A 23,240-nucleotide genomic window follows, 5' to 3' on the forward strand; every position below is an offset into this window, starting at 1 on the left:
CCGTGACGGCGTATTTACTGGCCCTTTTCGTTTCTGCATTGATGCTGGCGGGCGCACTGTTTGCACTTACGGCCGCAATCGGAGTTCTGCGCCTTCCCGATCTCTATTCGCGTATGCATGCGGCCTCGAAAGCGGGGACGGTAGGCGCCGGTCTGATTTTCTTGGCGATTGGCTTCCATGATGGTGAGATCACCACATTTGTGCGCGCCTGCGCAGGCATCGCATTTTTTGTGCTTACAGCTCCGATCTCCGCGCATCTGCTTGCGCGCGCCGCGCATCAGGTCGGCTATCCACTGCACGAGAATACAGTTCAGGATGAACTGCAAAGCAGCGAAGATGGTCAGCTTTGAAGCGTATTTTGCCTTTTTTAGTGTTGGAGCAAGCGTCTTTTTGCGGAGTATCGGTGATTTTCTCTAAAGAGAAAGTTAGTTTTGTTCGGTTTGTAACTTTACTTTTTCGTTTGGAATGATATCCCCTCTTCGATGCCTTTCTGACGAGGCTTGTCTGAATATAGGGCAATATCTGTCCTGTTTTGATGGGATTGCGGATTGGATAAGTTGAAAACTTGCTTTTGCAGGCATGATTTCAGGATCGATTCGTAGATTGCAACCTATATATATCTGCAATTAAAGGCGGTGTTATATCTGGTGAAGGCGACATAGAGCTTTCGGCGATCTCTAATTACAGGCGTAATAACAAAAAAAATAGGAGTGAATAATGACGGAAACTGTGGTCGAACAGGACACCCAGAACCTGGTTGAGCTGACTGCCGATATCGTTGCGGCCTATGTCAGCAACCATGTGATCCAAACCTCTGACTTGCCGGGGCTGATTCAAGAAGTGCACGCCGCTTTGGCCAATACCGCTCGGCCGCAAGCCAGTGTGTCTTTGGCTGAAAAGCAGAAGCCAGCTGTATCGGTCCGCAAGTCGATCAGCGGCGATCATCTCGTCTGCCTTGAGTGCGGTGGGACGTTCAAGTCACTGAAACGTCACCTGATGACTCACCATGAACTGAGCCCGGATGCCTATCGCGAAAAATGGGACCTTCCTGTCGATTACCCCATGGTCGCACCGTCCTATGCCGAGGCTCGCTCGCGCCTTGCCAAGGAAATGGGACTTGGACAGCGGCGCAAGCGCTGAAGGTCCAGTGACACTCCTGTAAATAATGCCAGCCGCATATGCGTGCTGGCATTTTTTATGCCTGAAAACGCTGCCCTTCTCACCTTGCTTTGAAAGGGGAATTCAAACCAAATGCAATTATTAATCGTATATTCATCGTTATGCCCGTAAAACGACGTGGTTGACTGAAATAGGAAAATAATCCTATTTCAGTTGTAAATAAACAAATAAAAACAATATTGGGTCTTTTGCGCATTTCACATTCTATCCCCGGTTGCCGGACAGATGAGAGAATATATTCCTAATAATCCGGGAGTAAACATGAGCGAGCCAAAAGCAGCCCTTTCGGGCATGGTGCGAGATCAGGCCAATTTCATCAAGCACGCGGGCAGGTGTGAATGGGATCCGCTGCGGGCAACACAGATGACGAATATTCGCACGGCCTGCCGTATCGTTTTGATGATCACCAGGGAGATGGCAGAAGTCGCGGGCGAACGGTCTGCGATCAGCAATGAGCGCCGGCGTTCCATTTCGCACTTCCGCCAGATCGCGATGTATGTGTGCCATGTGACGCTGCAGTTATCGCTCAGCGAAATCGGAGTGGCATTCGGGCGTGACCGGACCACAGTTGCCTATTCATGCCGGGTGATCGAAGACCGGCGCGACGACAACCGGTTTGACGGATTTGTCGCCTCGGTCGAGCGGTTGGCCTATAACGTGATCGTTGCTGCGGGGGGCAGGTGTGATGGTTGAAGGCAGAACCCAGCGTGCGGCATGCCGCACCGCAGAAAAGACGCCATTGGAGACCTTGTCCCGGCTGAAGGCGCGCGATGGTTCGCGGTTCCTGCCGCATGAGGCCTGTGACGCCGGAGAGCGATTGTTTTCGGATTTTGTGCGGGCGCAGATGCAGCCCAGGATTACCGCCTCGTTGGAGCCGCGCCTGGAAAGCCGCCGCTCTGGCCTGCATCAACGTGATGCGGGATGTTCCGATACAGCGCTGGATGCCCGGCAGCGTGTCGGCATGGCCCTGAAATCTGTCGGCCCGGAACTTGCCGATGTGGCGCTCGATTTTGTCTGTTTCGAGAAGGGGCTGGAGCAGATGGAGCGCGAGCGGCAGTGGCCGGTCAGATCGGCCAAGCTGATGGTGCGCACTGCGTTGATGGCACTTGCGCGCCACTATACCCCGCCACAGATGCGCCGAATGTCACGCCATTGGGGTGCCGAAGGCTACAGGCCCGATATCTCGGCAATGTTTGCCGATGACTAGCGCGCGTCAGGTCGCCAGCGTTCTGGCGGCCGTTTCGCGGATTTTCGTTACCATGGCGTTCAGCCCATTGGCGCGCTGGGCGGAGAGGTGATCGACAAGCCCGATGCGGCGAAAGATGTCGATCGCATCCGTGCGTGCAATGGTCGATGCCTTCTGGCCGGAATAGACGGTCAGTACGATGGAAACCAGGCCGCGCACGATAAAGGCATCCGAATCACCGCGAAACAGAATCACCGGATCGTCGCCTGCCTGTTTTTCGCTGACGAGCCAGACCTGGCTTGCGCATCCGTGGACGCGATTTTCCTCTATCTTCTCGTCATCGGGCAGGTCAGGTAGTGCCTTGCCGAGTTCGATCACATAGCGGTAGCGGTCTTCCCAGTCGTCAAGAAAGGTAAAATCGTCGATGATCTGGTCGAGTTTCTCATTCATGAGGCGCCTCTCGTCTTGTGTCGCGCTTCATATAAACCGATGTGCGGCCGATTGAAACGGCTGCGCTCCTGTTTGCTGGCCGTTGCGGTCAGCGCGGGCGTGGCGTGGGAAGGGGCACGTTTTCCGGCAGGCCGGAAATGCGAACCACGTCTGCTGCCGGCTGAGGCTCCGGCATTTCGGATTCGGGCACAATTGCGCCGGTGCGGATGAGATCGGTCGCCGCCGGCGGTATTTCTGCCATGCGGGCTGCCGGTGAGATCTCGGTGGGAGCAGGGACTGCCGGACGCGCGGTCTTGTCGGTGGCTGACGCTGGTGCCTGTGCCGGTTTGTCCTCGGAAAAGTGTTCGCCGAGATAGAGGTAGACAATTTCTGCGCCCTGGCGGGCCCGCTTGCCGAGGAAGCCCAGCAGGCCGGCGCCGTCATCGCAGACATCGGGTCGCTCGTCACACATGCCGCTCATATAATCGATCGTGCCACGCGCAGCGGAAACGGCGCTGCCGATATCTTCGCCGCTCGGCAGCACGGCCTGGCCACGGCCGGCCTTGTCACCCAGCAGGACGGGCGCGAAGAACGGCACGATCAGCAACAGCAGAAAAATCATGAATGCTGATTTCAGCAGAAATCTCATTGCGTTCTTGCCCGCTAATCGGTTCCATCTAAGCGTGTCCGGGCGGCCACGCTTTCAAACACTATCATAGGACGGTAAATGAGCTGCTAAAAGGGTGGCGGTTGCCGCCCATTGCGGAAGATGTGGTTCGCGTCTCTGCTGTTTTCATAAAAAGGTATTTTAATACAATATGTTGGATTGAAATATAAGGGCAGGGGAAGGTCGGTGCCTGCCAAGGATTATTAACCATATTACCTGTTTTAGGTACAACTACACATCGTATGTATCTGGCCGGGGCACGTTCATTCCATTACCCTTCGTTAAGTCGCGCCGGTTACTTTGGCGCGAATCCGGAGGGCGAGCGATGCCCTTGGTTTTCCGGGGTATGACTGAAGAGTGATGATCAATGGCGAAGGCAAAGAAAACACCGACCAGGCGCAAGAAGAAGACACCGTCGGTTATGACGCGCGGTCTGTCTTCGGCGGGGGCTTTCATCGGCCGGCACCCCTCCTGGGTCGGTGGGCCGCTGGTTTTCGGCATCGTTCTCAGTTTCGTGTCTGCGAATGCGCTATGGTATCAGCCGGGTCCACATCCCGAGCCGCTGATGAAAACCCGGCAATCTTCCGATCCTTATGTCGTTCCGGGACGAAGGATGGCAAGCGAAGAGAATTTCGAAACGTTCCGGATCGAGATGGAGCAAGACGATGACGGCGCCGCGGTCGAGGTCGCGGCCGTTGACAGGTCCGGCGGCGGTGACGACCTGATGGCGATACTCGAAGCCGTCCAGACTGCGCCGCCAGGGTCGTCTTCCGTGCCCCTGCCACAGCCGTTCAAGATGGTTGTCGTTGATGACCGGATCATTGTCCGCCAGGTTCAGGAGCAGCTTGCCGCAGCGGGTTATTACAAGGGTAAGCCGGACGGTGTCACCGGTCCGTTGACAGAAGCGGCCGTGCGCGCTTTCCAGGGCGATCAGGGGCTTGCCAGAACCGGTGTTGCAGATTCCGGGCTGCTGGCGATCCTTAAAAGCGGGAATGACGGTCGGCCGCCGGTGCCGACACCGCGCGCCGAAACGGTGTCTGGCGCTGAAACCTCGGATACGGTCGCTACCTTGCAGGAAACGGCGGATGCGGCGGGGTCCGTGCCGGTTGCCGATCCAATGGTTGTGGAAATCCAGCGCGGCCTCGTCAATATCGCATATGATGACGTGACCGTTGACGGCGTGGCGGGCGACAATACCCATGCCGCGATCCTTCAGTTCCAGAAACATTACCGCTTGCCGGAAACAGGCGAGCCGAGTGTCGCAGTGCGTGACAAGCTTCAGGAAATCGGTGCGCTCTGAGCACCGGGCGAACTTTCCTATCAACAGGATGCCGGGCCATGCGCCTCAAATCGGATATTTTTGTTTCTGCTCTGGTGCGCCGGGTGTTTTCCAGCGGTGATTTTGCCGTTGTGGAGCGAAAAGGCGCGGAAGATGCTGGCGCGATCGCGATCCGGCAGGTGATGCGGGGCGGGCGGGAATGCCTGTTCATGCCGGCGCCGCAGTATTTTTCGGCAGAAAGCGCCGAAGACCGGCTTTTTGAAAAGCGACTGGATCTGGCACCGGCTGAAGAGGTCGAGAGCCGGCTTGAACGTGAGATCCGCTATGACAGCGATCTCTGGATCGTCGTTCTGGAAACCGAGAGCGTCGAGGGCCTTTTCGCTGTGGCCAGCGAGGATGACGCCCAGTAGCGCGTATCAGCAGCGCGCATCATTAGCGCTCAGGCGGACCGGCGCGTCTGGCGTCGCGTGGGACCTTTTTCGGATGCTGCCTGCTGTTCGGTGCGGATGCTTTGCCAGGCCAGCAATTCCTCGATACAGGCTGTCGGTGAGAGGCTCTGGACAAGCTTTTCCGTTGCCTCTTCGACACTCATTTTTTCGTTCGCTATAGCGGGTGCGATGCGCGGCAGAACGTAGGATGTGTCGTCTTTGGTCATTCCGAGTGCGATAAGTGCGATACCGAGCCGCCGTCCGCTGGTTTCCGACAAGATATCTGTGGCCAGAACCCGGTCGCCGCCAAGCGCGCGGGCAAATGTTTCCAGAAACAGCGCCCTTTCGCCGCGCCGTGCAAAGCGCACAAGAAGGGCGGTCTGAAGTTCGGTGAGTGTCGAGAGGCCAAGCCTGTCCTCCGCCTCGCTTCCTGCCTTTGCCGCCATTGCCTTCAGGGTCTGTCGCAGGATCTCGCTTTCGTCGCGGCTGCCGTCGCGCACTTCGAAATTACCCTGGGGGATTTCGCTGTGTTGCGGACGGTGGCAGCCGATCAATGCCTGGATGACCTTTTGTGACAGGTCAGCGCGGTGAATGATCGCGCGGACATGTTCCTCGCCCATGGTCTCGATGAGCGTGGTCAGGGTTTCGTCGGACATGGCAGGGGAACGGGCCAGAAAGGGCGCGGCGATGGCGATGTCCTGCGCGCCGATATAGCGGCAGATTTCCTGTGGCACGTGCGGATGACCGGACAGGGCTGCAACCGCCTGCCGGCGGGCTTCCGGCGTGGAGGCCTCGTAGACCGGCGGAAACAGCTCTACAAACCGGCGACGTTCGGCGTCACTGGGTTTTTCCAGAGCCCCGAAACTCGATACCGTCGCCATCAACACGACGTCGAGCTTGCGCGCGTTTTTCAGCCCTTCAAGTTCCCGGTAACGATCGACCAAGGCCGTACTCCCCGACTGGATCATCCCGCGGGTTCCGCTTGATGATCGCGTTCTTCCTCTGATACATCGGATTGTCGAAAAAACGGCAGCCGCCTTTTTTGCCGACGCTCCAATGTCTTCATTCTGACAAGAGGTTAGGAGCAAATCGTTAGAAAGATGTTAACCATAGAGCATTGTTTGCATCGGCCGCCCGGTGCGGTGCGATCTTCACGCCCGGAGATCAGATCGCCAGATATTCCTCACGCAGTTCTGCATTATCGAGCACGTCCTGGGCGCTGCCGGAGAAAACAACCTCACCGGTATCCATGATCACTGCGCGGTCGGATAGCCTGAGGGCGGCCACCGCATTTTGTTCGACGATGATTGTGGTGATGCCGAGATCGCGGATCTGGCCGACTATCTTCTCGATTTCCTGCACGATGACCGGAGCCAGCCCCTCATAGGGTTCGTCGAGGAACAGGATCTTGATCTTGCGGGCAAGCGCGCGGGCCACGGCCAGCATCTGCTGTTCGCCGCCGGAAAGCGTGATAGCTTCCTGATTGCGCCGTTCGGCAAGGCGCGGAAAACGGTCGTAGACCTCCTCGATCGACCAGCCCTTTTCGCCGGCGACTTGAGCAAGGATCAGGTTTTCTTCCACAGTAAGCCCACCGATGATCCGCCGGTCTTCCGGCACCAGCTGCACACCTGACAATGCGGCCTGGAAAGCGCGTTTGTTGTGCAGCGGCTCGCCATCGAGCCAGATCTCGCCCTGACTGAGCGCCGGACTGTCGAGACGGGCAAGGGTTCGAAGCGTTGTTGTTTTGCCGGCGCCATTGCGGCCGAGTAGTGAAAGGACCTCGCCTTTCTTGATGTCGAAGGACACGCCCTGCACGATATAGCTTTCACCATACCAGGCATGGATGTCGCGAACCGACAGAAATGCATCATTGACTGTTTCCGACACGTTGACCTGCTCCCCGGCGAAATTGCGTTTTTCCGTGACCACGTTCATTCGTGGGCCTCCCCGAGATAAGCTTCCCTGACCTTCGGATTGCCGCGTACCTCATCGGGAGAACCTTCCGCGATAATGCGGCCCTGGGCAAGAACCGAGATCTTGTCTGCCAGAGAGAATACGACATGCATGTCATGCTCGATGATGACCTTGGTCATGCCGCGGGCCTTGATCCGCTGCAAAAGCTCGATGGTCATGTTGGTGTCATGGCGGGCCATGCCGGCTGTCGGCTCGTCGAGCAACAACAGTTTCGGTTTCTGGATCAGACACATGGCCAGTTCCAGCCGGCGCTTGTCGCCGCGTGACAGCGATCCGGCTTCATGATGACGACGCGCGGAAAGGCCGATATCCTCGAGCATGAATTCTGCCTCGTCGCGGATTTCCTTTTCGCCGGCAAGCGCTTTGATGGCATTGAGCCGGAAGGCACCGTCGCGCCGGGCAAAGGCCGGGATCATGACGTTTTCGATCAGCGTCAGGTCCGGAAATATTTCAGGTGTCTGAAATACGCGCGAAACCCCCATCTGGTTGATCTCGTGCGGTTCGTGCTCGTCAAGCGTCTGCCCGTCGAAGATCACATGGCCGTGGCTCGGCTTGATGCGCCCGATGCAGACATTGAGCAGTGTCGACTTTCCGGCGCCGTTTGGGCCGATGATGGCGTGAACCTTGCCGCTTTCGACCTCGAGATTGACATCGGAAAGGGCGCGCAGACCGCCGAAGCTCTTGTGGACGTCGGCAACGTGCAGGACGATGTTGTTGTCTGCCATGGTTTTACTCCGCTGGCTGAATTTTGGCGGCCGACTGTGCCTTGCGACCGCCGCCGCCGCCGCCGAAGCGGGCACGCAGGCGTTTGACGCCTTCCATGATGCCGCCGGGCAGGAAGATAACGATGGCCATGAAGATCAGCCCGAGTGTCAGATGCCAGCCATCGCCGACAAACAGCGATAGAAGCCCGACCAGCGGGGTCTCGATGAAGTCCGGCAGGAATGACAGTGCACTGTGCAGCGCCTGATCATTGAACGAGGAGAAAATGTTCTCGAAATATTTGATCACGACCGCCCCGATGACCGGGCCAAGCAGCGTGCCGACTCCGCCGAGAATGGTCATCAGAACCACTTCACCCGAGGCCGTCCACTGCATGCGCTCGGCGCCCGCCAGCGGATCTGTGACGGCCATCAGCGCGCCGGCAAGCCCTGCGAACATGCCCGAGATGATGAAGGCGGAGCGCAGATAGGGTCGCGTGTTGAAGCCGGTATAGATCATCCGGTTTTGGTTGGTTTTTACCGCCTTCAGCATCATGCCGAAAGGCGAACGGAATATCCTGAGTGTCAGGAAAAAGCAGATGAGAAGGGCGATGGCGCAGAAATAGAACCCGGCATAGCCCTGCAGCTGGATCCCGAAAAAGTCAGGCGAAGGCAGGCCTTCACCCGGCGTCAGAAACATGTGGTCGATGATGCGCGGGTCGTTTTGTGAAAGCTGCAGCCCGGTCTCGCCGTTGGTAATCGGCGTCAGCACCGAATAGGCGAGATTGTAGCTCATCTGTGCAAAGGCGAGTGTGAGGATCGAGAAATAGATACCCGAGCGGCGCAGGCTGACATAGCCGATAAGCGCTGCAAACAGCCCTGAACAGATGACCGCGAAGACAATCGCCGGAATGGCGTTCATGGTGAAAAGCTTGAACGACCAGACGGCCGCATAGGATCCGACTCCCAGAAAGGCTGCGTGACCGAAGGAGAGATAGCCGGTCAGACCAAACAGCAGGTTGAAGCCGATGGCGAAGATCCCGTAGATCGCGAATTTCTGCAGAAGGGCGGGATAGGCAGCACCAAGCGGCATGAACAGGATCGGCGCCAGCAGCACAATCGCCGAAAACACGATGAACAGGATCCAGTCGTTGCGCGAAAGATTGGCAAACATGCGGGCTATTCCTCCATCACGCCACTGCGGCCCATGAGGCCGCGCGGCATGGTCAAGAGTATTATGACGGCAACGAGGTAGATGATCACCTGGTCAATACCGGGAATGATGGCCTTAATCTCGTTCATCGAGGCAAAGGACTGCAGGATGCCGAGGGTGAAACCGGCAACCACAGCGCCTGGCAGCGAGCCCATGCCGCCGACAACGACGACGACGAAGCTCAGGACCAGAAAATCCATGCCCATATGGTAGTTCGGCGGCAGGATCGGGGTGTACATCACGCCGGCGATACCCGCGACCACAGCGGCGATGCCGAAGACGACGGTGAAACGCTTTTCGATGTTGATACCGAGCAGGCCGACGGTTTCGCGATCACGCATGCCGGCACGCACCACCATGCCGTAGGTGGTGAATTGCAGGAAGGCGAACACGGCCCCGATGATCAGGAAGGCAAACAGGAAATAGATCAGTCGCCACCAGGGGTAGACGATGAAGGCATCGGCCATGCCGAACCATGCGGCGATATTGGCGGTACCGGCAAAGGCGTCGGGGGCAGCCTGCGGTATGGGGTTGGCACCGTAGATTTTCTTGATGATCTCCTGCAGCACGATGGCCAGCCCGAAGGTCACCAGAATCTGATCGGCATGCGGACGCTTGTAAAAGAACCGGATCAGCCCGCGTTCCATGGTGAGGCCGATGATCAGCATGACCGGGATCGCCAGAAGTATCGAAAGCGGCACCGACCAGTTGATGATGGCAACACCCAAATCGCCGAAGGCGTATTCCATGTAGGGCACGGGGCGGGGCGCAAACAGCGCGCCTTCCACCTTTGGCGGCTGGACCGGCCATGTCAGAAGAGCATTGAAAGTGACGGCGCAAAACGCGCCAAGCATGAACAGCGCGCCGTGGGCGAAGTTGACTACGCCCAGCGTGCCGAAGACCAACGTCAGGCCAAGGGCGATCAGCGAATAGGCTGCGCCCTTGTCGAGGCCGTTCAGGAATTGAATGATGATGGCGTCCATTGACCGCATTTCCACTGTTGCCGGAAGGGCCGGGCGCTTTTCGAACGCCCGGCCGAAAGTGCAGTGATCGCTTCAGATCAGCAGGTCTTGGCGGTGTCGGGGCCGAGCTCGCCGCCGAAGATCGCCGGGTCGTAATCGACGTCGGTGCGCGGCACGACCTTGACGACTTTCAAGAGGTCGAACTCGCTTTGCGGATCCGGATTACCGCGCACCACGAGCACATCCTTCATGCACTGATGGTCAGCGGCACGGTAAAGCGTTGGACCATTGCCCATGCCGTCGAATTCGAAGCCTTCCAGCGCCTTGATGACTGCCGGTGCGAAGAAGGTGCCGGCGCGTTCCACCGCATCGGCATAAAGCAGCGCCTGAACGTAGCAGGTGTGGGCGGCCTGTGACGGCGGGAAGCCGTATTCGGCCCCGAAGGATTTGACGAAAGCCTGGCTGCCCGCATCATCCAGAGACCAGTTCCAGTTGGCCGAGCCGAGGATGTTTTCAGCGGCCGAACCGGCGCCTTGCGCCATCAGACGCGAGAACAGCGGCACCACGATTTCGAAGTTCTTGCCGTTGACCTGCTTGTCCTTCAGGCCGAACTGGACGGCCTGGGTCAGCGAATTGACCATGTCGCCGCCATAGTGATTGAGAATCAGCACATCGGCGCCGGAGTTGAGAACCGGGGTGATGTACTGCGAAAAGTCACCAGCGCCGACTGGTGTCTTGACGGCCTGAACGGTTTCCCACCCGAGGCCTTCGGTGGCATTCTTGATCGATTCTTCCTGGGTCCAGCCCCAAGTATAATCGGCAGTGAGGTGATAGGCGCGACGATCTGAACCGTATTCTTGCTGGAGCACCGGTGCCAGCGCTTCGCCGGACTGGTAGGCGTTGAAGAAGTGGCGGAAACCATAGCGGCGTTTGTCCTTGCCGGTGGTGTCGTTGGAATGGGTAAGGCCAGCCATAAAGATGACGCCCATATCCTGGCACAGGCTTTGAACTGCAACCGCAACGCCGGAGGAAGAACCGCCGGTGATCATGACCGCGCCTTCCTTTTCGATCATGCGCTTGGCACTGTCACGGGCGGCGTCGGATTTGGTTTGGGTGTCGCCGGTGACGTAGTTGACCTTCTTGCCGAGAATGCCGTTGCCCTTCAGCGCCTTGGACGAGAAAGTGGCGAGCATGCCGCCGTCGCCTTCGCCGTTCAGGTGTTTGGCGGCAAGCTGCAGCGCCTTCATTTCATCCGCACCCTCATCGGCGTATGGCCCGGTCTGCGGGACATTGAAACCGAGGGTGACGGTACTGCCGGTTGGCATGTTGCACGACATGTCGGCGGCATAGGCCCCGCGCATGAAGTGCATCGGGGCGGCCAGCGTTACACCGGCGGCGGCGCCGGCTCTCAACAGGCTGCGCCTGTTCATGATAAATTTCGACATCGGACTCCTCCCAAGTCGTCTGAAAAAGGCTGCGCGCTCCTTAAGGGCGCAGAGGCGCTTTCCTCCAAAGCGCATGGGAGACAGTAACAAGCAGTCAAATTGTCGCAATTGAGCGAAAGTGATAAGACCTTTGTTGAAGGTAGCGGAGACTTACGCTCTTCAATTGCTGCGAGGGTGACGGGTTGAACCGCACGGCGCGGCAGCGCATATAGCGTCCTTCAGGACGAAGGTGATCCGCACATGGTCGACAAGACAGAAGAAAGAGAGCCATTCTGGCGGGCAAAACAGCTCGACCAGATGAGCAATCAGGAATGGGAAAGCCTCTGCGACGGCTGCGGGCTTTGTTGTCTTAACAAGCTTGAGGACTGGGAGACAGGCGAGGTGGCCTTCACCTCGGTCGCCTGTCGCCTGCTTGATGGTCACAGCTGCCAGTGTTCTGACTATGAGGAGCGTTGGAAGACCGTGCCGGAATGTATCCAGCTCGATATCGAAGGTGTGAAGGAAATCCCCTGGCTGCCGCCGACCTGCGCCTACAGGCTCGTTCATGAAGGCCATGACCTCTATTGGTGGCATCACCTTGTCTCCGGCGACCGCGAAACGGTGCATCAGGCTGGTATTTCCGCGCGCGATCGGACCGTGAGCGAGATGGAGGTGCCAGTCGAGGACTATGAGGATTACATCATCGAATGGCCGGTGCTGACGGGGGAGAATACCGGCTGATTCGGGTGTCTGCTATTGACGTCCGTGCCGGGCAGGCTTGATTCAGCGCAAGGCGGAGCGACGGAAATTATATATTCATCATCGTAAGTATGAATATAAAGGATGTTCCCATGGCTACCGATTACCTTCAGATGACCGCCGATATCTCCAAGCAGACTGCCGTGCTGCGCAAGGATCTTCCCGACACCATGAGCGGGTTCTCTGCGATGGCGGGTGCGGCCTGCAAGGCCGGCGCTCTTGATGCCAAGACCAAGGAATACATTGCGCTCGGCATTGCCGTGGCGCTGCGCTGCGAGCCCTGCATTGCCTTTCATGCCAAGGCGCTGGTCAAGCTTGGCGTGACCCGTGCGGAATATGAGGAGGTTCTGGGCGTTTCCATTTATATGGATGGCGGTCCGGGGCTGATGTATGCCGCGCATGCCATGGAGGCTTTCGACCAGTTTTCCGCAAAATAAGAAAAAAATCTTATTATAGGAAAATAGTCCTTGACGGCGTAACGGTCGTCTGGTAAGTTTTGTCTACAGTCGGAAATCTGCGGCGGTCGATAGTGACCGTTATGGTTTCAGATTTTTTGCCAGATTTTTCCAAGCCCGGTTCTCGACCGGGCTTTTTTGTTGCCGAACGGCTCTCCGGGCGGTTGGCAGGAGGGTTTTATGGTTGACCATGAGACAATCGATATTGCGCTGTTCGGGCTCTGGCCGCGCAGCCCGCGCTATGACGGCGACCCTGCCGGGCGGCGGGTTGATGCGGCCTATCATGAGATCGAGCCGAAGGCGCGGCCCGGCGATGCCGATGACGATCTCAGGCTGTTGCTGAATGACCTGACATCCGAGATGCGGGCCCAGTTTGCATTTTTCCGCAAGCTCAGGATGGCGGCTGTGAAAAAGAGCCGTGGGGGCGAGGCAGCAGATGTGCGCGGCGAGGTCAAGGCGGCGGCCGATGCGGTGTCGCTGATCATCCGCACGCTGGAAAAGGCCGACGAGATGCAGCGGCGGCTTGCCGAAAACCGCCGCAATGCGGACGAGCGCGACCTCAACCTCAGGGACTATGATGATGCCAAAGCCCATTTCCTCGACCTTATCGAAAAGCGGGCCGGGGAACTTGCGGAAAGGCGGATTGCCGAACGGTCAGGCGAACAATGATCCTTACGCCTTTGTTCGCGCGCTTTCGCGTGACTGGTCCTTTCTGGCGCGGCCCGAACAGCTGCCGCCGAAGGCCGACTGGCGCACCTGGTTGTTGATGGGCGGGCGCGGCTCCGGCAAGACGCGGGCCGGTTCGGAATGGGTTCAGGGCCTCGCACTGGCAGCCGGCCCGAAAAGCGATCTGCGCATTGCTCTGGTGGCCGAAACGCTCGGCGATGCCCGCGAGGTGATGATTGACGGGGTTTCCGGCATCTGCCGGGTGGCGCGGCGGATGAAGCCGGTTTTCGAGATCACACGGCGCAGGCTGGTCTGGCCGAATGGCGCAATGGCCTATCTGTTTTCGTCCGAGGACCCGGAGGCGCTGCGCGGGCCCCAGTTTCACTATGCCTGGTGCGATGAACTTGCGAAATGGCGCTACGGTCAGGAATGCTGGGATATGCTGCAGTTTGGGCTGCGCCTTGGCGCTGCGCCATCTCAAATGGTGACGACCACGCCACGTGCGGTGCCGTTGCTGAAGAAATTGATCGCGGAGAGTGACACGGCGCTGACGCGGATAGCGACGGCGGATAACCGTGCCAATCTGGCGCCGGGTTTCATCAAGGCGCTTTCAAGCCGCTATGGCGGCACGCGTCTTGGCCGTCAGGAGCTTGATGGCGAGCTGATCGAGGATCGTGAGGATGGACTGTGGCGGCGCGTGGAGCTTGAGACAGCGGTTTCTCGCAATGCGATGGCGACGGGGCGTATAGTCGTGGCCGTGGATCCGCCGTCCGGCTCCGGCCGCAAATCCGTCTGCGGTATCGTGGTTGCCGGAGGAATGGAAAACGGCGGTGCGTTGGTTCTGGCCGATTGTTCTGTTGAAGGCGGCACGCCGGCGCAATGGGCGCGGGCGGTGGTCGAGGCTTTCCGGCGGTTCGATGCCGACCGGGTGGTGGCCGAGATCAACCAAGGAGGGGACATGGTCACCGCGATGCTCAAGAGCGTCGACGAGCGCCTGCCGGTTTCAACGGTGCGCGCCAGTGCGCGGCAAGTTTCTGCGCGCCGAGCCGGTCGCAGCCCTCTACGAGCAGGGCAGGGTGCGCCATGCCGGCTATTTTGCCCGGCTTGTCGACCAGATGTGCGATTTCGGGCCGGACGGGCTTTCCGCCGGGAGATCACCCGACCGTCTGGATGCGCTGGTGTGGGCGTTGACGGCACTGCTTCTGGAGGGGGACGGGGTGCCGCGCGTGCGCAGGGTTTGAGACGCTATTGCAGCTTGCACCGCACCATGCTAGCCGATTGCCGCTATCGGCTATTTCGGCACTGCAAGAGGTTTTCGCATGATCAGACATATCGTTTTCTTTTCGGTACCGGAGGGCGGCGACGCGGATGCGGTCGAGGCCGGTCTTTCGATCCTGACGGAAAACCCGCATGCGAACGTGCTGGAAATCGGCCGTAATGCGCGCAGCGACCTTTATGACGAAAAGGTCGAGTTCGTGGTCTATGGTGAGTTCGAGGACGAGGAAGCGCTGGCTGCTTATCGCGCCCACCCGCTTTACAAGAAGTCGACTACCGTGGTCCGGCCGATCCGGGAGATGCGCATCGCCGCCGACTATGACACGGCATCTGCGCTACGACATTCGCGCTACCGGGATTGATATCCCGACTGAATTTCGACTGACGAAGCCCCGGTTTTCCGGGGCTTTTTTGTTTCAAGCCGAGGAAAAAGGGGTGAGGCATGAAAATGCCCTTTCATCTGCCGGGCAGGCGCCCGGCCGACGCCGTTGGCGTGTCTGACAAAAAGGCGGCGACAATGATTTCCGCGATTGCGCTCAGTGGCGAGGCGCGCTGGTCCGGTCGGTCCTATGCCGCCCTTTCTCGCGAAGGCTTTATGAAAAACCCGGTTGCCCACCGAGCCGTCAGGCTGATTGCGGAAGCCGCCGGTAGCATGCCTTGGCAATTGTTCGAAAATGGCACGCTGGTCTCCGATCATCCGCTGCTTGCACTTCTCAGGCGGCCAAACCGGCGAATGTGCGGTGCCGATTTCCTGGAGGCGTTGTTCGGCGGGCTGCTGCTATCTGGCAACGCCTATATTGAGCCGATCACCCTTGGCGAGGACTTGAGGGAACTGCATCTTTTAAGGCCCGACCGCATCCGCGTGATCGAGGGACGCGACGGTTGGCCGGAGGCCTATGAATACCGCACCGGCAATCATGTGACCCGGTTTAGCAGCGAAGGTGACGGGCTCTCGCTGTTACACATGCGGCTGTTTCATCCGCTTGACGACCAGACGGGTTTCTCGCCGCTGGCCGCGGCCCAGGTGGCGCTCGACCTGCACAATGCTTCATCCGTCTGGAACAAGGCGCTGCTCGATAATTCGGCGCGGCCTTCCGGCGCGCTGGTCTATCAGCCGAAGGATGGCGGCAATCTCACCGAAGAACAGTATGAGCGGCTGAAGCAGGAGCTTGAGGAAGGCTATAGCGGCCCCATGAAGGCCGGGCGGCCGCTGCTTCTGGAGGGCGGGCTCGACTGGAAGGCGATGGGCCTGACCCCGCGCGACATGGATTTCACCGAGGCACGCAACGGGGCGGCCCGCGACATCGCACTCGCCATCGGCGTGCCACCGATGATGCTGGGCATTCCCGGAGACAACACCTATTCGAATTATCAGGAGGCCAACCGCGCCTTCTACCGTCTCACGGTCTTGCCACTGATTGCCCGCACCGCCGCCTCGCTGACCACATGGCTGGAGCCGATCTATGGCGACGGGCTGAAGCTCGAGCCTGATCTCGACCAGGTGTCCGCTCTGGCCGCTGAACGCGACGCGCTGTGGGCTCGTGTTTCGGCGGCGGATTTCCTGACTGACGAAGAGAAGCGCGAGGCTGTGGGGTATTAGCGCATGAAACAGAAAAACCCTGAAACAGGAGCGGATATGGGCGGGAAAACCATGCTGGCCGATGAAATGAAATATGCCGATCTTTCGCTGACGGACCTGGCCGGAGATGGTTCGTTTTCCGGCTATGCCAGCCTGTTTGGCGAAATCGATCTCGGCAAGGACATGATTGAGCGCGGCGCGTTTTCCCGCTCGCTGCAAAAGCGCGGTGCCGAAGGGGTCCGGATGTTGTTTCAGCACGACCCTTCGGAGCCGATCGGGGCCTGGCGCAAGATCCGCGAGGACGGTCGCGGGCTTTATGTAGAGGGCGTGCTTTCTGCCGATGTGGCGCGGGCCCGCGAGGTGCACGCGCTGATGAAATCGGGCGGGCTCGACGGGCTTTCCATCGGATTTCAGACCGTGCGCGCCAAGACGGATGCCAAAACCGGCGTGCGCCGGGTGCTGGAGGCAGACCTCTGGGAAATTTCGATCGTCACCTTTCCGATGCTGCCTTCGGCACGCATCACCAGCGTGAAGCAGGCGGGTGACGCTTTTCCCACGATCCGGGAATTCGAGAGATGGCTGACGCGGGACGCCGGCCTGAGCCGAAAGGCAGCACGCCGGTTTCTTGCCGGCGGCTATACCACGCTTGTCGGCGGGCGGGACGCGGCCGGCGGCGACGATATGGACGACGAACGGCTGCTCGGGCTTTTGAACCGCGCACGCCGGTTGATGTCGTCCTGAGTTTTTCACGCATTGAGAGGAATGCACCGTGACCAATACGAAGATGAAAACAGCGCCCGAGATCAAGAGCGGGCCCGCAGGCATTTCCGAGGCTTTCGAAGCCTTCATGTCCAGCTTCGAGAGTTTCAAGGATACCAATGACCGCCGGCTCGGCGAAATCGAGAGCAAGATGGGCGAGGATGTGGTGACCCGCGAAAAGGTCGACCGCATCAACCGCGCCATGGATCTCCAGGCCCGCCAGCTCGACGAGATGCAACTGAAGAAGGCACGCCCGGCACTTGGACATGGCACGAGCCTTGCGGCGAGCGAGCACAAGGCCGCATTCGAAAACTATATCCGCCGCGGCGATGAGCATGGCTTGCGGGCGCTTGAGGCCAAGGCGATCTCCACCACGGAAAGCGATGGCGGCTACCTGGTGCCGGATGAGACCGACACCGAAATCGGCCGCAGGCTTTCCGCCGTCTCTCCGATCCGAAGGCTGGCAACGGTGCGTCAGGTTTCAGGCGCCGTGCTGAAGAAACCGTTCATCGCTTCAGGGTTCACCGCCGGCTGGGTCGGAGAGATTGCCGATCGCGACCAGACGGCAACGCCGGATATTTCCGAACTCACCTTCCCGACGATGGAGCTTTACGCCATGCCGGCGGCAAGCGCCTCGCTGCTTGACGATGCGGCCGTCGATGTCGAGAGCTGGATCGCCTCGGAGATCGATATTGCCTTCGCCGAACAGGAAGGTGCGGCCTTTGTGAGCGGCAATACGGCGAGCACACCGAAGGGCTTTCTGAGCTATACGACGGTGGCTGACAGCGCCTGGGAATGGGAAAAGCTGGGATACATCGCGACCGGCGTCGACGGCGGTTTCAAGGCGGCCGACCCGTCTGATACGCTGATCGAAACCATCTATGCGCTGAAGGCGGCCCACCGCCAGAATGCCCACTTTGTGATGAACCGGAAGACGCAAGGTGCGATCCGCAAGTTCAAGGACGATGATGGCAATTATCTCTGGCAGCCACCGGCAAGTCTCGGCCAGCCAGCCTCGCTGATGGGCTTTCCGGTGACCGAGGCCGAGGACATGCCGGATATCGGAACAGACAGCATGTCTGTCGCATTCGGTGATTTCGCTGCCGGTTATCTGGTCGTGGACCGGGCGGGCGTGCGGATCCTGCGCGACCCCTATTCCGCCAAACCCTATGTGCTGTTTTACACCACCAAGCGCGTGGGCGGCGGCGTTCAGAACTTCGAAGCCATCAAACTGGTCAAGTTCGGCGAAATGTAAGCGATTACAACGCGAAATAGATACAACCCCGGCAGTTTTTGCCGGGGTTTTTTGATGGCAAAAGGATAAAAAGCGATGAGCTATGCGCTGATAACGCCTGCGGCGGAAGAGCCTGTGACACTTGCCGAGGTCAAGGATTTTTTGCGTATTGACAGCGGTGACGAGGATGCGCTGCTCGGCGATCTTCTCACCGCGGCGCGGGACTATCTGGAAACGGTCAGCGGTCTCTCTCTCGTCACTCAGGCGTGGCGGCTTTACCGCGATGACTGGCCTTCTAGCGGCATGGTGTCGCTTGCGCGCGGTCCGGTTCAATCGGTCGATACCGTTACGGCTTATGATGGCAGAGGCTTAGCTTCTTTAGTTTCGCTCGATCATGCGCGGCTGGATGGCCGGGCACGGCCGGCGCGTTTCTGCCTGCCGGAACTCGCCGGACGGAAAGCGGGCATGAACGGGATCGAAGTGGATTTCACAACGGGGTTCGGGGCTGCTGGGGATGTGCCGGAGGTCGCGAAACAGGCGATCCTGCGCCACGTCGCCCACATGTTTGCGTTTCGCGGTGTTGTGCAATCCGATCTACAGCCTGCCGCGACGCCGGATGGCTATGACCTGCTGATTGCACCGCTGAAAGCCTGGAGGCTTTGATGCTGACACTCGACCCCGGCGCTTTTTCGGCGCGCCTCGATCTGATGACGCCCGAAACTGTTTCGGACGGGCAGGGCGGAGCGACCATCACCTATGCGCTTGTGGCCAAGGCCTGGGCCAGGATCGAGCCGGTCTCGATCCGTTTCAGCGAAGAGGCCAATGGCGAGACATTTCAGGTGAGCCATGAGATCTGGCTGCGGGCGCGGACCGATCTCGTGCCCGGCATGCGGCTGCAGCGCGGCAGCCGGGTTTTCAGACTTGCAGGCTGGCGCGACCCGGATGAGACGGCGCGCTACACGGTCTGCCGTTGCGAGGAGGTGGCGTCATGAGTTCCGCTGAAAATGCGCTGTTGGGCGCAATCCATATGGCTCTGTCGTCTGACGCGGCGCTGTCTGCGCTGATCGGGCCGGATGCCATTTTCGACCGGCTGCTGAGCCGGCCGCAACTACCTGCAATCGTCTTCGGCGAATGCGAGACGCGCGACTATTCAACGGTAACCGAGAGCGGAAACGAGCATTTTCTGACCCTCGAAATCTGGTCTGAGGCACATGGGCGCAAGGCGTTGCAGGCAATCGAAGCGCGGGTCAAAGCGCTGCTTCATGACGCCGAGCTTGCCCTGTCCGGTTTTGCCCTTGTGAACCTGAGGCACCGTTCCACGCGGGTGCGGCGGGTCGCGAGGACCGGTTATTTCTTGGCCGAAATGCGGTTTCGCGCGGTGAGCGAACCCATTTGAACCGAGTTTTTACAATTCTGAACGGAGAGTGTGATGACAGCCCAGAAGGCCAAGGATCTGCTGCTGAAGCTGCATAACGGAAGTACCTATGAGACCGTTGCCGGGCTGAGATCGAAGCGGCTGGCATTCAACGCCGAGACGGTGGACATTACCGATTCGGAAAGTGCGGGACGCTGGCGTGAGCTTCTCAGTGGCGCCGGTGTTCAGCGCGCTTCGATGACGGCAAGCGGCATCTTCAAGGATGCTGCCTCCGATGAAACGGTGCGTGCGGCATTTTTTGCCGGCGCGCTTGTGAGTGCGGAGATTGTCATTCCGGGGTTCGGCACGCTTGCCGGTCCGTTCCAGTTTACGTCACTCGAATATTCCGGCCAGCATAATGGAGAGCTGCAGTTTGAGGTTGCGCTGGAATCTGGCGGGGCAATCAGCTTTGGAGCCAGCGCATGACACGCAGCAATGCAGCAGGCCGCGCCAATCGCTATCGGGGCGAAGTGGAGGCGGTGATTGACGGCGAGCGCCGCATTCTGTGCCTAACACTCGGGGCGCTGGCCGAGCTTGAGACGGCATTTTCGGCCGATGGTCTCGGTGATCTTGGAAAGCGGCTCGCAGCCGGGCGACTGAAAGCGCATGACCTGATTGCCATCATTGGGGCGGGCCTGCGCGGTGGGGGCAATGCTATCGACGATGACGAGGTGGCAGCGATGAGCATGGAGGGCGGCGTGGCCGCCTATGCAAAGCTTGTCGGGGAACTTCTGACCGTGACGTTTTCGGGAGGGGAGGCCGTTGGCCCGGTGACGGATGCAACCAGGCCGGACCCTTCCTAGCCGCAGCGGCAGGCCCCGAGCCTCCCGGCGCCGAACCCTTTCCCTGGCGTTCGGTGCTTCACACAGGGCTTTGCCTGCTGCGGCTGCAACCCGATGATTTCTGGGCGCTTTCGCCGGTCGAATTCGCATCGATGACGGGCACTTTCGCGCCGGCCGCGCCCTATCCCACACGCGCAGGCCTGGAAGATTTGATGATGCGCTATCCCGACAAAACGAGGAATGGTGATGGAACCTGATGCAAGCGACACGTATGCCGAGGCGGTCAGCGGGGCGAGCGCGCTCTATGATGTTCTGACCGATCTTGAGGCGCAGTCCGACCGGTTTTCGTCGGCGATCACCGGCGCGCTGAAAGATGCAACGCTTTCCGGCAAGGGTCTGGAAAGCGTGCTGGGAGGCCTCGGGCGACGGCTGAGCGAACTGGCACTGAACTCTGCCATCAAGCCTCTCGAAAACGCGATTTCCGGCCAGATCGGCAATCTGACCGATGGGCTGTTGCAGGTCTTCGCGCATGCCGATGGTGGCGTTCCGGGCCGGATCACGCCGTTTGCCTCAGGCGGCGTTGTTTCGCGGCCAACCTATTTTCCGATGAGTGGCGGCCTCGGTTTGATGGGCGAGGCGGGAAGCGAGGCGATCATGCCGCTGAAACGTGGACCGGACGGTTCGCTTGGTGTTTCCGCTTCAGGGGGAGGCAGCCCGCATATCGTCTTCAATGTGACAGCCCAGGACGCGGCAAGTTTTCAGAAGAGCCAGGGTCAGATTTCGGCGATGCTGGCGAGAGCCGTGCGCTCAGGCCAGCGCAACATCTGAGGAGGCACTATGAGCGCGAGTTTTCACGAAGTGCGTTTTCCGTTGCGGCTTTCGCTCGCCGTCAGCGGCGGACCGGTGCGCCGCACCGATATTGTCAGCCTTTCCAACGGACGGGAGAACCGCAACCAGCGCTGGCGCAATGCGCGGCGCGCTTATGATGCCGGTTCCGCCGTGCGTTCGGTTGCCGACCTTTATGAGTTGACCGAATTCTTCGAGGCGCGGAGCGGCCAGCTTCACGGTTTCCGTTTCCGCGATCCGGTGGACTTCAAGTCCTGTGGGCCGCTTGCCGAACCCGGCCCTTTTGACCAGCAGATAGGGACAGGTGATGGCGAGAACACCCAGTTCCAGCTCATCAAGATCTATGGCGACGCGGCGGCCTCCTTTGAGAGGGTCATCGGAAAGCCGGTGGTCGGTAGCGTGCGGGTTTCGGTCGACGGGATCGAGGCGCCGGACATCGACTTTTCTGTCGATGCAACAACCGGGATCGTGACATTTTCTGGTGGAGCCATCCCGGCGATCGGGGCCGAAATATTCGCCGGATATGCCTTCGATGTTCCCGTGCGGTTCGATACCGACCGCATCGATATCAACATGAAAGCCTTCAACGCCGGCAGCGTTCCTTCGGTCCCGTTGATGGAGATTATGCCATGAGAGTGATGAATGCTGCGCTCGAGGCGCACCTTTCACAGGACACCACAACGGTTTGTTACTGCTGGCGGTTGACGATGAAGAACGGCGCAGTGCTTGGCTTTACCGAGCATGACCGCGATCTGTTTTTCGCCACTACGCTTTTTCTGGCGGCCAGCGGTTTTGTTGCGTCAGGTTTTGAGGTCGAGGAGGGGCTTGCGGCCAGCACCAATGAGGTTGTTGGCGGGTTTTCGCATGACGCGATCACCGAGGAAGCGCTGGCGGCTGGCGACTATGATGGCGCCCGCGTGGAGATCTTTATCGTGAACTGGCAGGAACCTGGTCAGCACCAGATCATTCAGGTGAGTGAGGTTGGAGAGGTTTCACGCGAAGGCGGTGGTTTCGGTGCGGAGTTGCGTGCGATCACGCACCGCCTATCGCAACCGCAGGGGCGCAGTATCACGCGGCGTTGCGACGCGGTGTTCGGCGATGCCGCCTGCGGTTTTGATCGGCAGAGCCCGGGATTTTTCAAGACGGGGACGATTGTAGCCGCCGAAAGCGAAACCCGGCTTGTTATTGCGGCGGATGGAACTGCCGCCGAAGGCTTCTTTTCCCACGGCTTGCTAACGTTCGAGAGCGGAGGCCTTTCCGGACGCGCTTTCGAAATTGAAACCAGTGGTCTTTTGGCAGGTACGATCCGCATCGATCTCTGGTTGCCTCTGGAAAAAATGCCGGATGCCAGTGATCAGGTGCGGCTGACGGCAGGCTGTGACAAGGCCTTTACCACCTGCAGGGAGAAGTTCGGAAATCATCTCAATTTCAGAGGGTTCCCCCATGTTCCGGGCGCCGATTTTGCTTATTCCTATGTGAATGGCGAGAGCGCGCATGACGGAAGTCCGTTGTTCAAATGACGGTGCTGGGGGAGCGGGCGGTCACAGAGGCCGAGAAATGGATCGGAACGCCCTACCGTCACCAGGCCTGCGAGATCGGGGTCGGATGCGACTGCCTTGGGCTTGTGCGTGGCGTCTGGGGCGCTCTTTACGGTGAGGTCCCCCGTGTCGGCGCACCATATGCTGCCGACTGGGCCGAGCGGACCGGAACCGAGCGGTTGCTCGAGGCCGCCCTGCACCACTGCGGAACGGCCATTGCCCCAAACTGCATGGAGCCGGGCGATATTCTGCTGTTTCGCTGGCGATCACAGTTCGCCGCCAAGCACGCCGGTATTCTGAGCGCACCGGATTATTTTATCCACGCCTACGAACAGGCCGGTGTCATCCGTTCGGCGCTTGTGCCCGGATGGCGGCGAAGGATCGCCGGCGTGTTCCGCTTTCCGGCATAAGCCGCCAGCACCATGCAGTGAGCGCGGGAAACCGTGCATCCGCACCAGGACATCTGAAACCAGAGCAGGCCTCGCTACCGA

At 59.4% G+C, this 23,240-nt stretch carries 30 protein-coding genes and 2 pseudogenes; 24 read left to right on the forward strand and 8 right to left on the reverse strand.

The window, feature by feature from the left end:
* Positions 1 to 2 precede the first annotated feature (2 nt).
* The 4 genes from mnhG to AC0L7L_RS05085 all read left to right on the forward strand — a co-directional run bounded on the left by mnhG (position 3) and on the right by AC0L7L_RS05085 (position 2,386).
* Positions 3 to 350 (forward strand): monovalent cation/H(+) antiporter subunit G, encoded by a 348-nt coding sequence (gene mnhG, locus AC0L7L_RS05070; RefSeq protein ID WP_473512450.1) that lies wholly within the window; start codon positions 3 to 5, stop codon positions 348 to 350.
* Positions 351 to 717: 367 nt separating this feature from the next.
* Positions 718 to 1,140, forward strand: coding sequence for a Ros/MucR family transcriptional regulator (locus AC0L7L_RS05075; protein WP_473512452.1), 423 nt, complete (start codon positions 718 to 720; stop codon positions 1,138 to 1,140).
* 300 nt (positions 1,141 to 1,440) lie between these two features.
* On the forward strand, positions 1,441 to 1,872 hold the full coding sequence (locus AC0L7L_RS05080) for a helix-turn-helix domain-containing protein (protein WP_272210629.1): 432 nt from the start codon (positions 1,441 to 1,443) through the stop codon (positions 1,870 to 1,872).
* Positions 1,865 to 2,386 carry a DUF6456 domain-containing protein gene (locus AC0L7L_RS05085; RefSeq protein ID WP_272210630.1) on the forward strand — a complete coding sequence of 174 codons (522 nt, stop codon included), beginning with the start codon at positions 1,865 to 1,867 and terminating at the stop codon, positions 2,384 to 2,386. Before AC0L7L_RS05080 ends, AC0L7L_RS05085 begins: the two co-directional genes overlap by 8 nt.
* Before the next feature lie 6 nt (positions 2,387 to 2,392).
* On the opposite strand, the gene AC0L7L_RS05090 is transcribed toward AC0L7L_RS05085, so the two are convergent.
* Positions 2,393 to 2,815: a SufE family protein gene (locus AC0L7L_RS05090; protein ID WP_272210631.1), complete on the reverse strand. Its 423-nt coding sequence runs from the start codon at positions 2,813 to 2,815 to the stop codon at positions 2,393 to 2,395.
* Positions 2,816 to 2,903: 88 nt separating this feature from the next.
* Entirely contained in the window at positions 2,904 to 3,443 is a 540-nt protein-coding gene (locus AC0L7L_RS05095; protein ID WP_272210632.1) for a DUF5330 domain-containing protein, read from the reverse strand.
* Between the two features lie 385 nt (positions 3,444 to 3,828).
* Here AC0L7L_RS05095 and AC0L7L_RS05100 point away from each other — a divergent pair, with 385 nt between their 5' ends.
* Together AC0L7L_RS05100 and AC0L7L_RS05105 are read left to right on the forward strand one after the other, a co-directional pair.
* Positions 3,829 to 4,761 carry a peptidoglycan-binding domain-containing protein gene (locus tag AC0L7L_RS05100; RefSeq protein ID WP_473512457.1) on the forward strand — a complete coding sequence of 311 codons (933 nt, stop codon included), beginning with the start codon at positions 3,829 to 3,831 and terminating at the stop codon, positions 4,759 to 4,761.
* 38 nt (positions 4,762 to 4,799) lie between these two features.
* Positions 4,800 to 5,150, forward strand: a complete 351-nt coding sequence (locus tag AC0L7L_RS05105; RefSeq protein ID WP_272210634.1) for a DUF1491 family protein — start codon at positions 4,800 to 4,802, stop codon at positions 5,148 to 5,150.
* Between the two features lie 29 nt (positions 5,151 to 5,179).
* Here AC0L7L_RS05105 and AC0L7L_RS05110 read toward each other — a convergent pair whose 3' ends face one another.
* From AC0L7L_RS05110 to AC0L7L_RS05135, 6 genes are all read right to left on the reverse strand, one after another.
* On the reverse strand, positions 5,180 to 6,112 hold the full coding sequence (locus AC0L7L_RS05110) for a DUF2336 domain-containing protein (protein WP_473512459.1): 933 nt from the start codon (positions 6,110 to 6,112) through the stop codon (positions 5,180 to 5,182).
* Between the two features lie 220 nt (positions 6,113 to 6,332).
* On the reverse strand, positions 6,333 to 7,103 hold the full coding sequence (locus AC0L7L_RS05115) for an ABC transporter ATP-binding protein (protein WP_272210637.1): 771 nt from the start codon (positions 7,101 to 7,103) through the stop codon (positions 6,333 to 6,335).
* The gene (locus AC0L7L_RS05120) at positions 7,100 to 7,867 is read right to left on the reverse strand and encodes an ABC transporter ATP-binding protein (protein WP_272210638.1); all 768 of its coding nucleotides are present in this window, start codon (positions 7,865 to 7,867) and stop codon (positions 7,100 to 7,102) included. The genes AC0L7L_RS05115 and AC0L7L_RS05120 overlap by 4 nt, the downstream gene beginning before the upstream one ends.
* A 4-nt stretch (positions 7,868 to 7,871) precedes the next feature.
* Positions 7,872 to 9,017, reverse strand: a complete 1,146-nt coding sequence (locus AC0L7L_RS05125) for a branched-chain amino acid ABC transporter permease (RefSeq protein WP_473512462.1) — start codon at positions 9,015 to 9,017, stop codon at positions 7,872 to 7,874.
* Between the two features lie 5 nt (positions 9,018 to 9,022).
* Entirely contained in the window at positions 9,023 to 10,039 is a 1,017-nt protein-coding gene (locus tag AC0L7L_RS05130) for a branched-chain amino acid ABC transporter permease (RefSeq protein WP_272210641.1), read from the reverse strand.
* Between the two features lie 77 nt (positions 10,040 to 10,116).
* Entirely contained in the window at positions 10,117 to 11,463 is a 1,347-nt protein-coding gene (locus AC0L7L_RS05135; protein WP_272210642.1) for a substrate-binding protein, read from the reverse strand.
* A 240-nt stretch (positions 11,464 to 11,703) separates the two neighbouring features.
* Here AC0L7L_RS05135 and AC0L7L_RS05140 point away from each other — a divergent pair, with 240 nt between their 5' ends.
* From AC0L7L_RS05140 to AC0L7L_RS05225, 18 genes and pseudogenes are all read left to right on the forward strand, one after another.
* The gene (locus AC0L7L_RS05140; RefSeq protein ID WP_473512464.1) at positions 11,704 to 12,183 is read left to right on the forward strand and encodes a YcgN family cysteine cluster protein; all 480 of its coding nucleotides are present in this window, start codon (positions 11,704 to 11,706) and stop codon (positions 12,181 to 12,183) included.
* Positions 12,184 to 12,293: 110 nt separating this feature from the next.
* Positions 12,294 to 12,638, forward strand: a complete 345-nt coding sequence (locus AC0L7L_RS05145; protein WP_272210644.1) for a carboxymuconolactone decarboxylase family protein — start codon at positions 12,294 to 12,296, stop codon at positions 12,636 to 12,638.
* A 198-nt stretch (positions 12,639 to 12,836) separates the two neighbouring features.
* Entirely contained in the window at positions 12,837 to 13,325 is a 489-nt protein-coding gene (locus AC0L7L_RS05150) for a hypothetical protein (protein WP_272210645.1), read from the forward strand.
* Positions 13,237 to 14,563 (forward strand): annotated as a pseudogene (locus tag AC0L7L_RS05155) (DNA-packaging protein). The gene AC0L7L_RS05150 and the pseudogene AC0L7L_RS05155 overlap by 89 nt, the downstream one beginning before the upstream one ends.
* A 78-nt stretch (positions 14,564 to 14,641) precedes the next feature.
* Positions 14,642 to 14,959: a Dabb family protein gene (locus AC0L7L_RS05160; RefSeq protein ID WP_272210647.1), complete on the forward strand. Its 318-nt coding sequence runs from the start codon at positions 14,642 to 14,644 to the stop codon at positions 14,957 to 14,959.
* A gap of 80 nt (positions 14,960 to 15,039) precedes the next feature.
* A complete protein-coding gene (locus tag AC0L7L_RS05165; RefSeq protein WP_272210648.1) occupies positions 15,040 to 16,197 on the forward strand; it encodes a phage portal protein in 1,158 nt (385 codons plus the stop codon).
* A gap of 36 nt (positions 16,198 to 16,233) precedes the next feature.
* Positions 16,234 to 16,917 carry an HK97 family phage prohead protease gene (locus AC0L7L_RS05170; RefSeq protein WP_473513783.1) on the forward strand — a complete coding sequence of 228 codons (684 nt, stop codon included), beginning with the start codon at positions 16,234 to 16,236 and terminating at the stop codon, positions 16,915 to 16,917.
* A 43-nt stretch (positions 16,918 to 16,960) separates the two neighbouring features.
* Complete coding sequence (locus AC0L7L_RS05175; RefSeq protein ID WP_473513785.1) at positions 16,961 to 18,190, forward strand: phage major capsid protein; 1,230 nt, start codon at positions 16,961 to 16,963, stop codon at positions 18,188 to 18,190.
* Between the two features lie 75 nt (positions 18,191 to 18,265).
* Positions 18,266 to 18,832: a head-tail connector protein gene (locus AC0L7L_RS05180; protein ID WP_473512468.1), complete on the forward strand. Its 567-nt coding sequence runs from the start codon at positions 18,266 to 18,268 to the stop codon at positions 18,830 to 18,832.
* Positions 18,832 to 19,161: a phage head closure protein gene (locus tag AC0L7L_RS05185; RefSeq protein ID WP_272210652.1), complete on the forward strand. Its 330-nt coding sequence runs from the start codon at positions 18,832 to 18,834 to the stop codon at positions 19,159 to 19,161. Before AC0L7L_RS05180 ends, AC0L7L_RS05185 begins: the two co-directional genes overlap by 1 nt.
* Positions 19,158 to 19,565 (forward strand): DUF3168 domain-containing protein, encoded by a 408-nt coding sequence (locus tag AC0L7L_RS05190; RefSeq protein WP_272210653.1) that lies wholly within the window; start codon positions 19,158 to 19,160, stop codon positions 19,563 to 19,565. Before AC0L7L_RS05185 ends, AC0L7L_RS05190 begins: the two co-directional genes overlap by 4 nt.
* 33 nt (positions 19,566 to 19,598) lie before the next feature.
* Positions 19,599 to 20,009, forward strand: a complete 411-nt coding sequence (locus tag AC0L7L_RS05195; protein WP_473512470.1) for a phage major tail protein, TP901-1 family — start codon at positions 19,599 to 19,601, stop codon at positions 20,007 to 20,009.
* Entirely contained in the window at positions 20,006 to 20,386 is a 381-nt protein-coding gene (locus AC0L7L_RS05200; RefSeq protein ID WP_473512472.1) for a gene transfer agent family protein, read from the forward strand. The genes AC0L7L_RS05195 and AC0L7L_RS05200 overlap by 4 nt, the downstream gene beginning before the upstream one ends.
* Before the next feature lie 47 nt (positions 20,387 to 20,433).
* Positions 20,434 to 20,622 (forward strand): annotated as a pseudogene (locus AC0L7L_RS05205) (rcc01693 family protein); the annotation flags it as partial.
* On the forward strand, positions 20,612 to 21,193 hold the full coding sequence (locus AC0L7L_RS05210; RefSeq protein ID WP_473512474.1) for a phage tail tape measure protein: 582 nt from the start codon (positions 20,612 to 20,614) through the stop codon (positions 21,191 to 21,193). The pseudogene AC0L7L_RS05205 and the gene AC0L7L_RS05210, both read left to right, overlap by 11 nt.
* 9 nt (positions 21,194 to 21,202) lie before the next feature.
* Positions 21,203 to 21,844, forward strand: a complete 642-nt coding sequence (locus AC0L7L_RS05215; RefSeq protein ID WP_272210658.1) for a DUF2460 domain-containing protein — start codon at positions 21,203 to 21,205, stop codon at positions 21,842 to 21,844.
* Positions 21,841 to 22,731, forward strand: a complete 891-nt coding sequence (locus AC0L7L_RS05220; RefSeq protein ID WP_272210659.1) for a DUF2163 domain-containing protein — start codon at positions 21,841 to 21,843, stop codon at positions 22,729 to 22,731. Before AC0L7L_RS05215 ends, AC0L7L_RS05220 begins: the two co-directional genes overlap by 4 nt.
* Complete coding sequence (locus tag AC0L7L_RS05225; protein WP_473512477.1) at positions 22,728 to 23,159, forward strand: NlpC/P60 family protein; 432 nt, start codon at positions 22,728 to 22,730, stop codon at positions 23,157 to 23,159. Before AC0L7L_RS05220 ends, AC0L7L_RS05225 begins: the two co-directional genes overlap by 4 nt.
* The last annotated feature ends 81 nt before the right edge of the window (positions 23,160 to 23,240 follow it).

This window comes from Martelella sp. K41-7 (genome assembly GCF_055808365.1).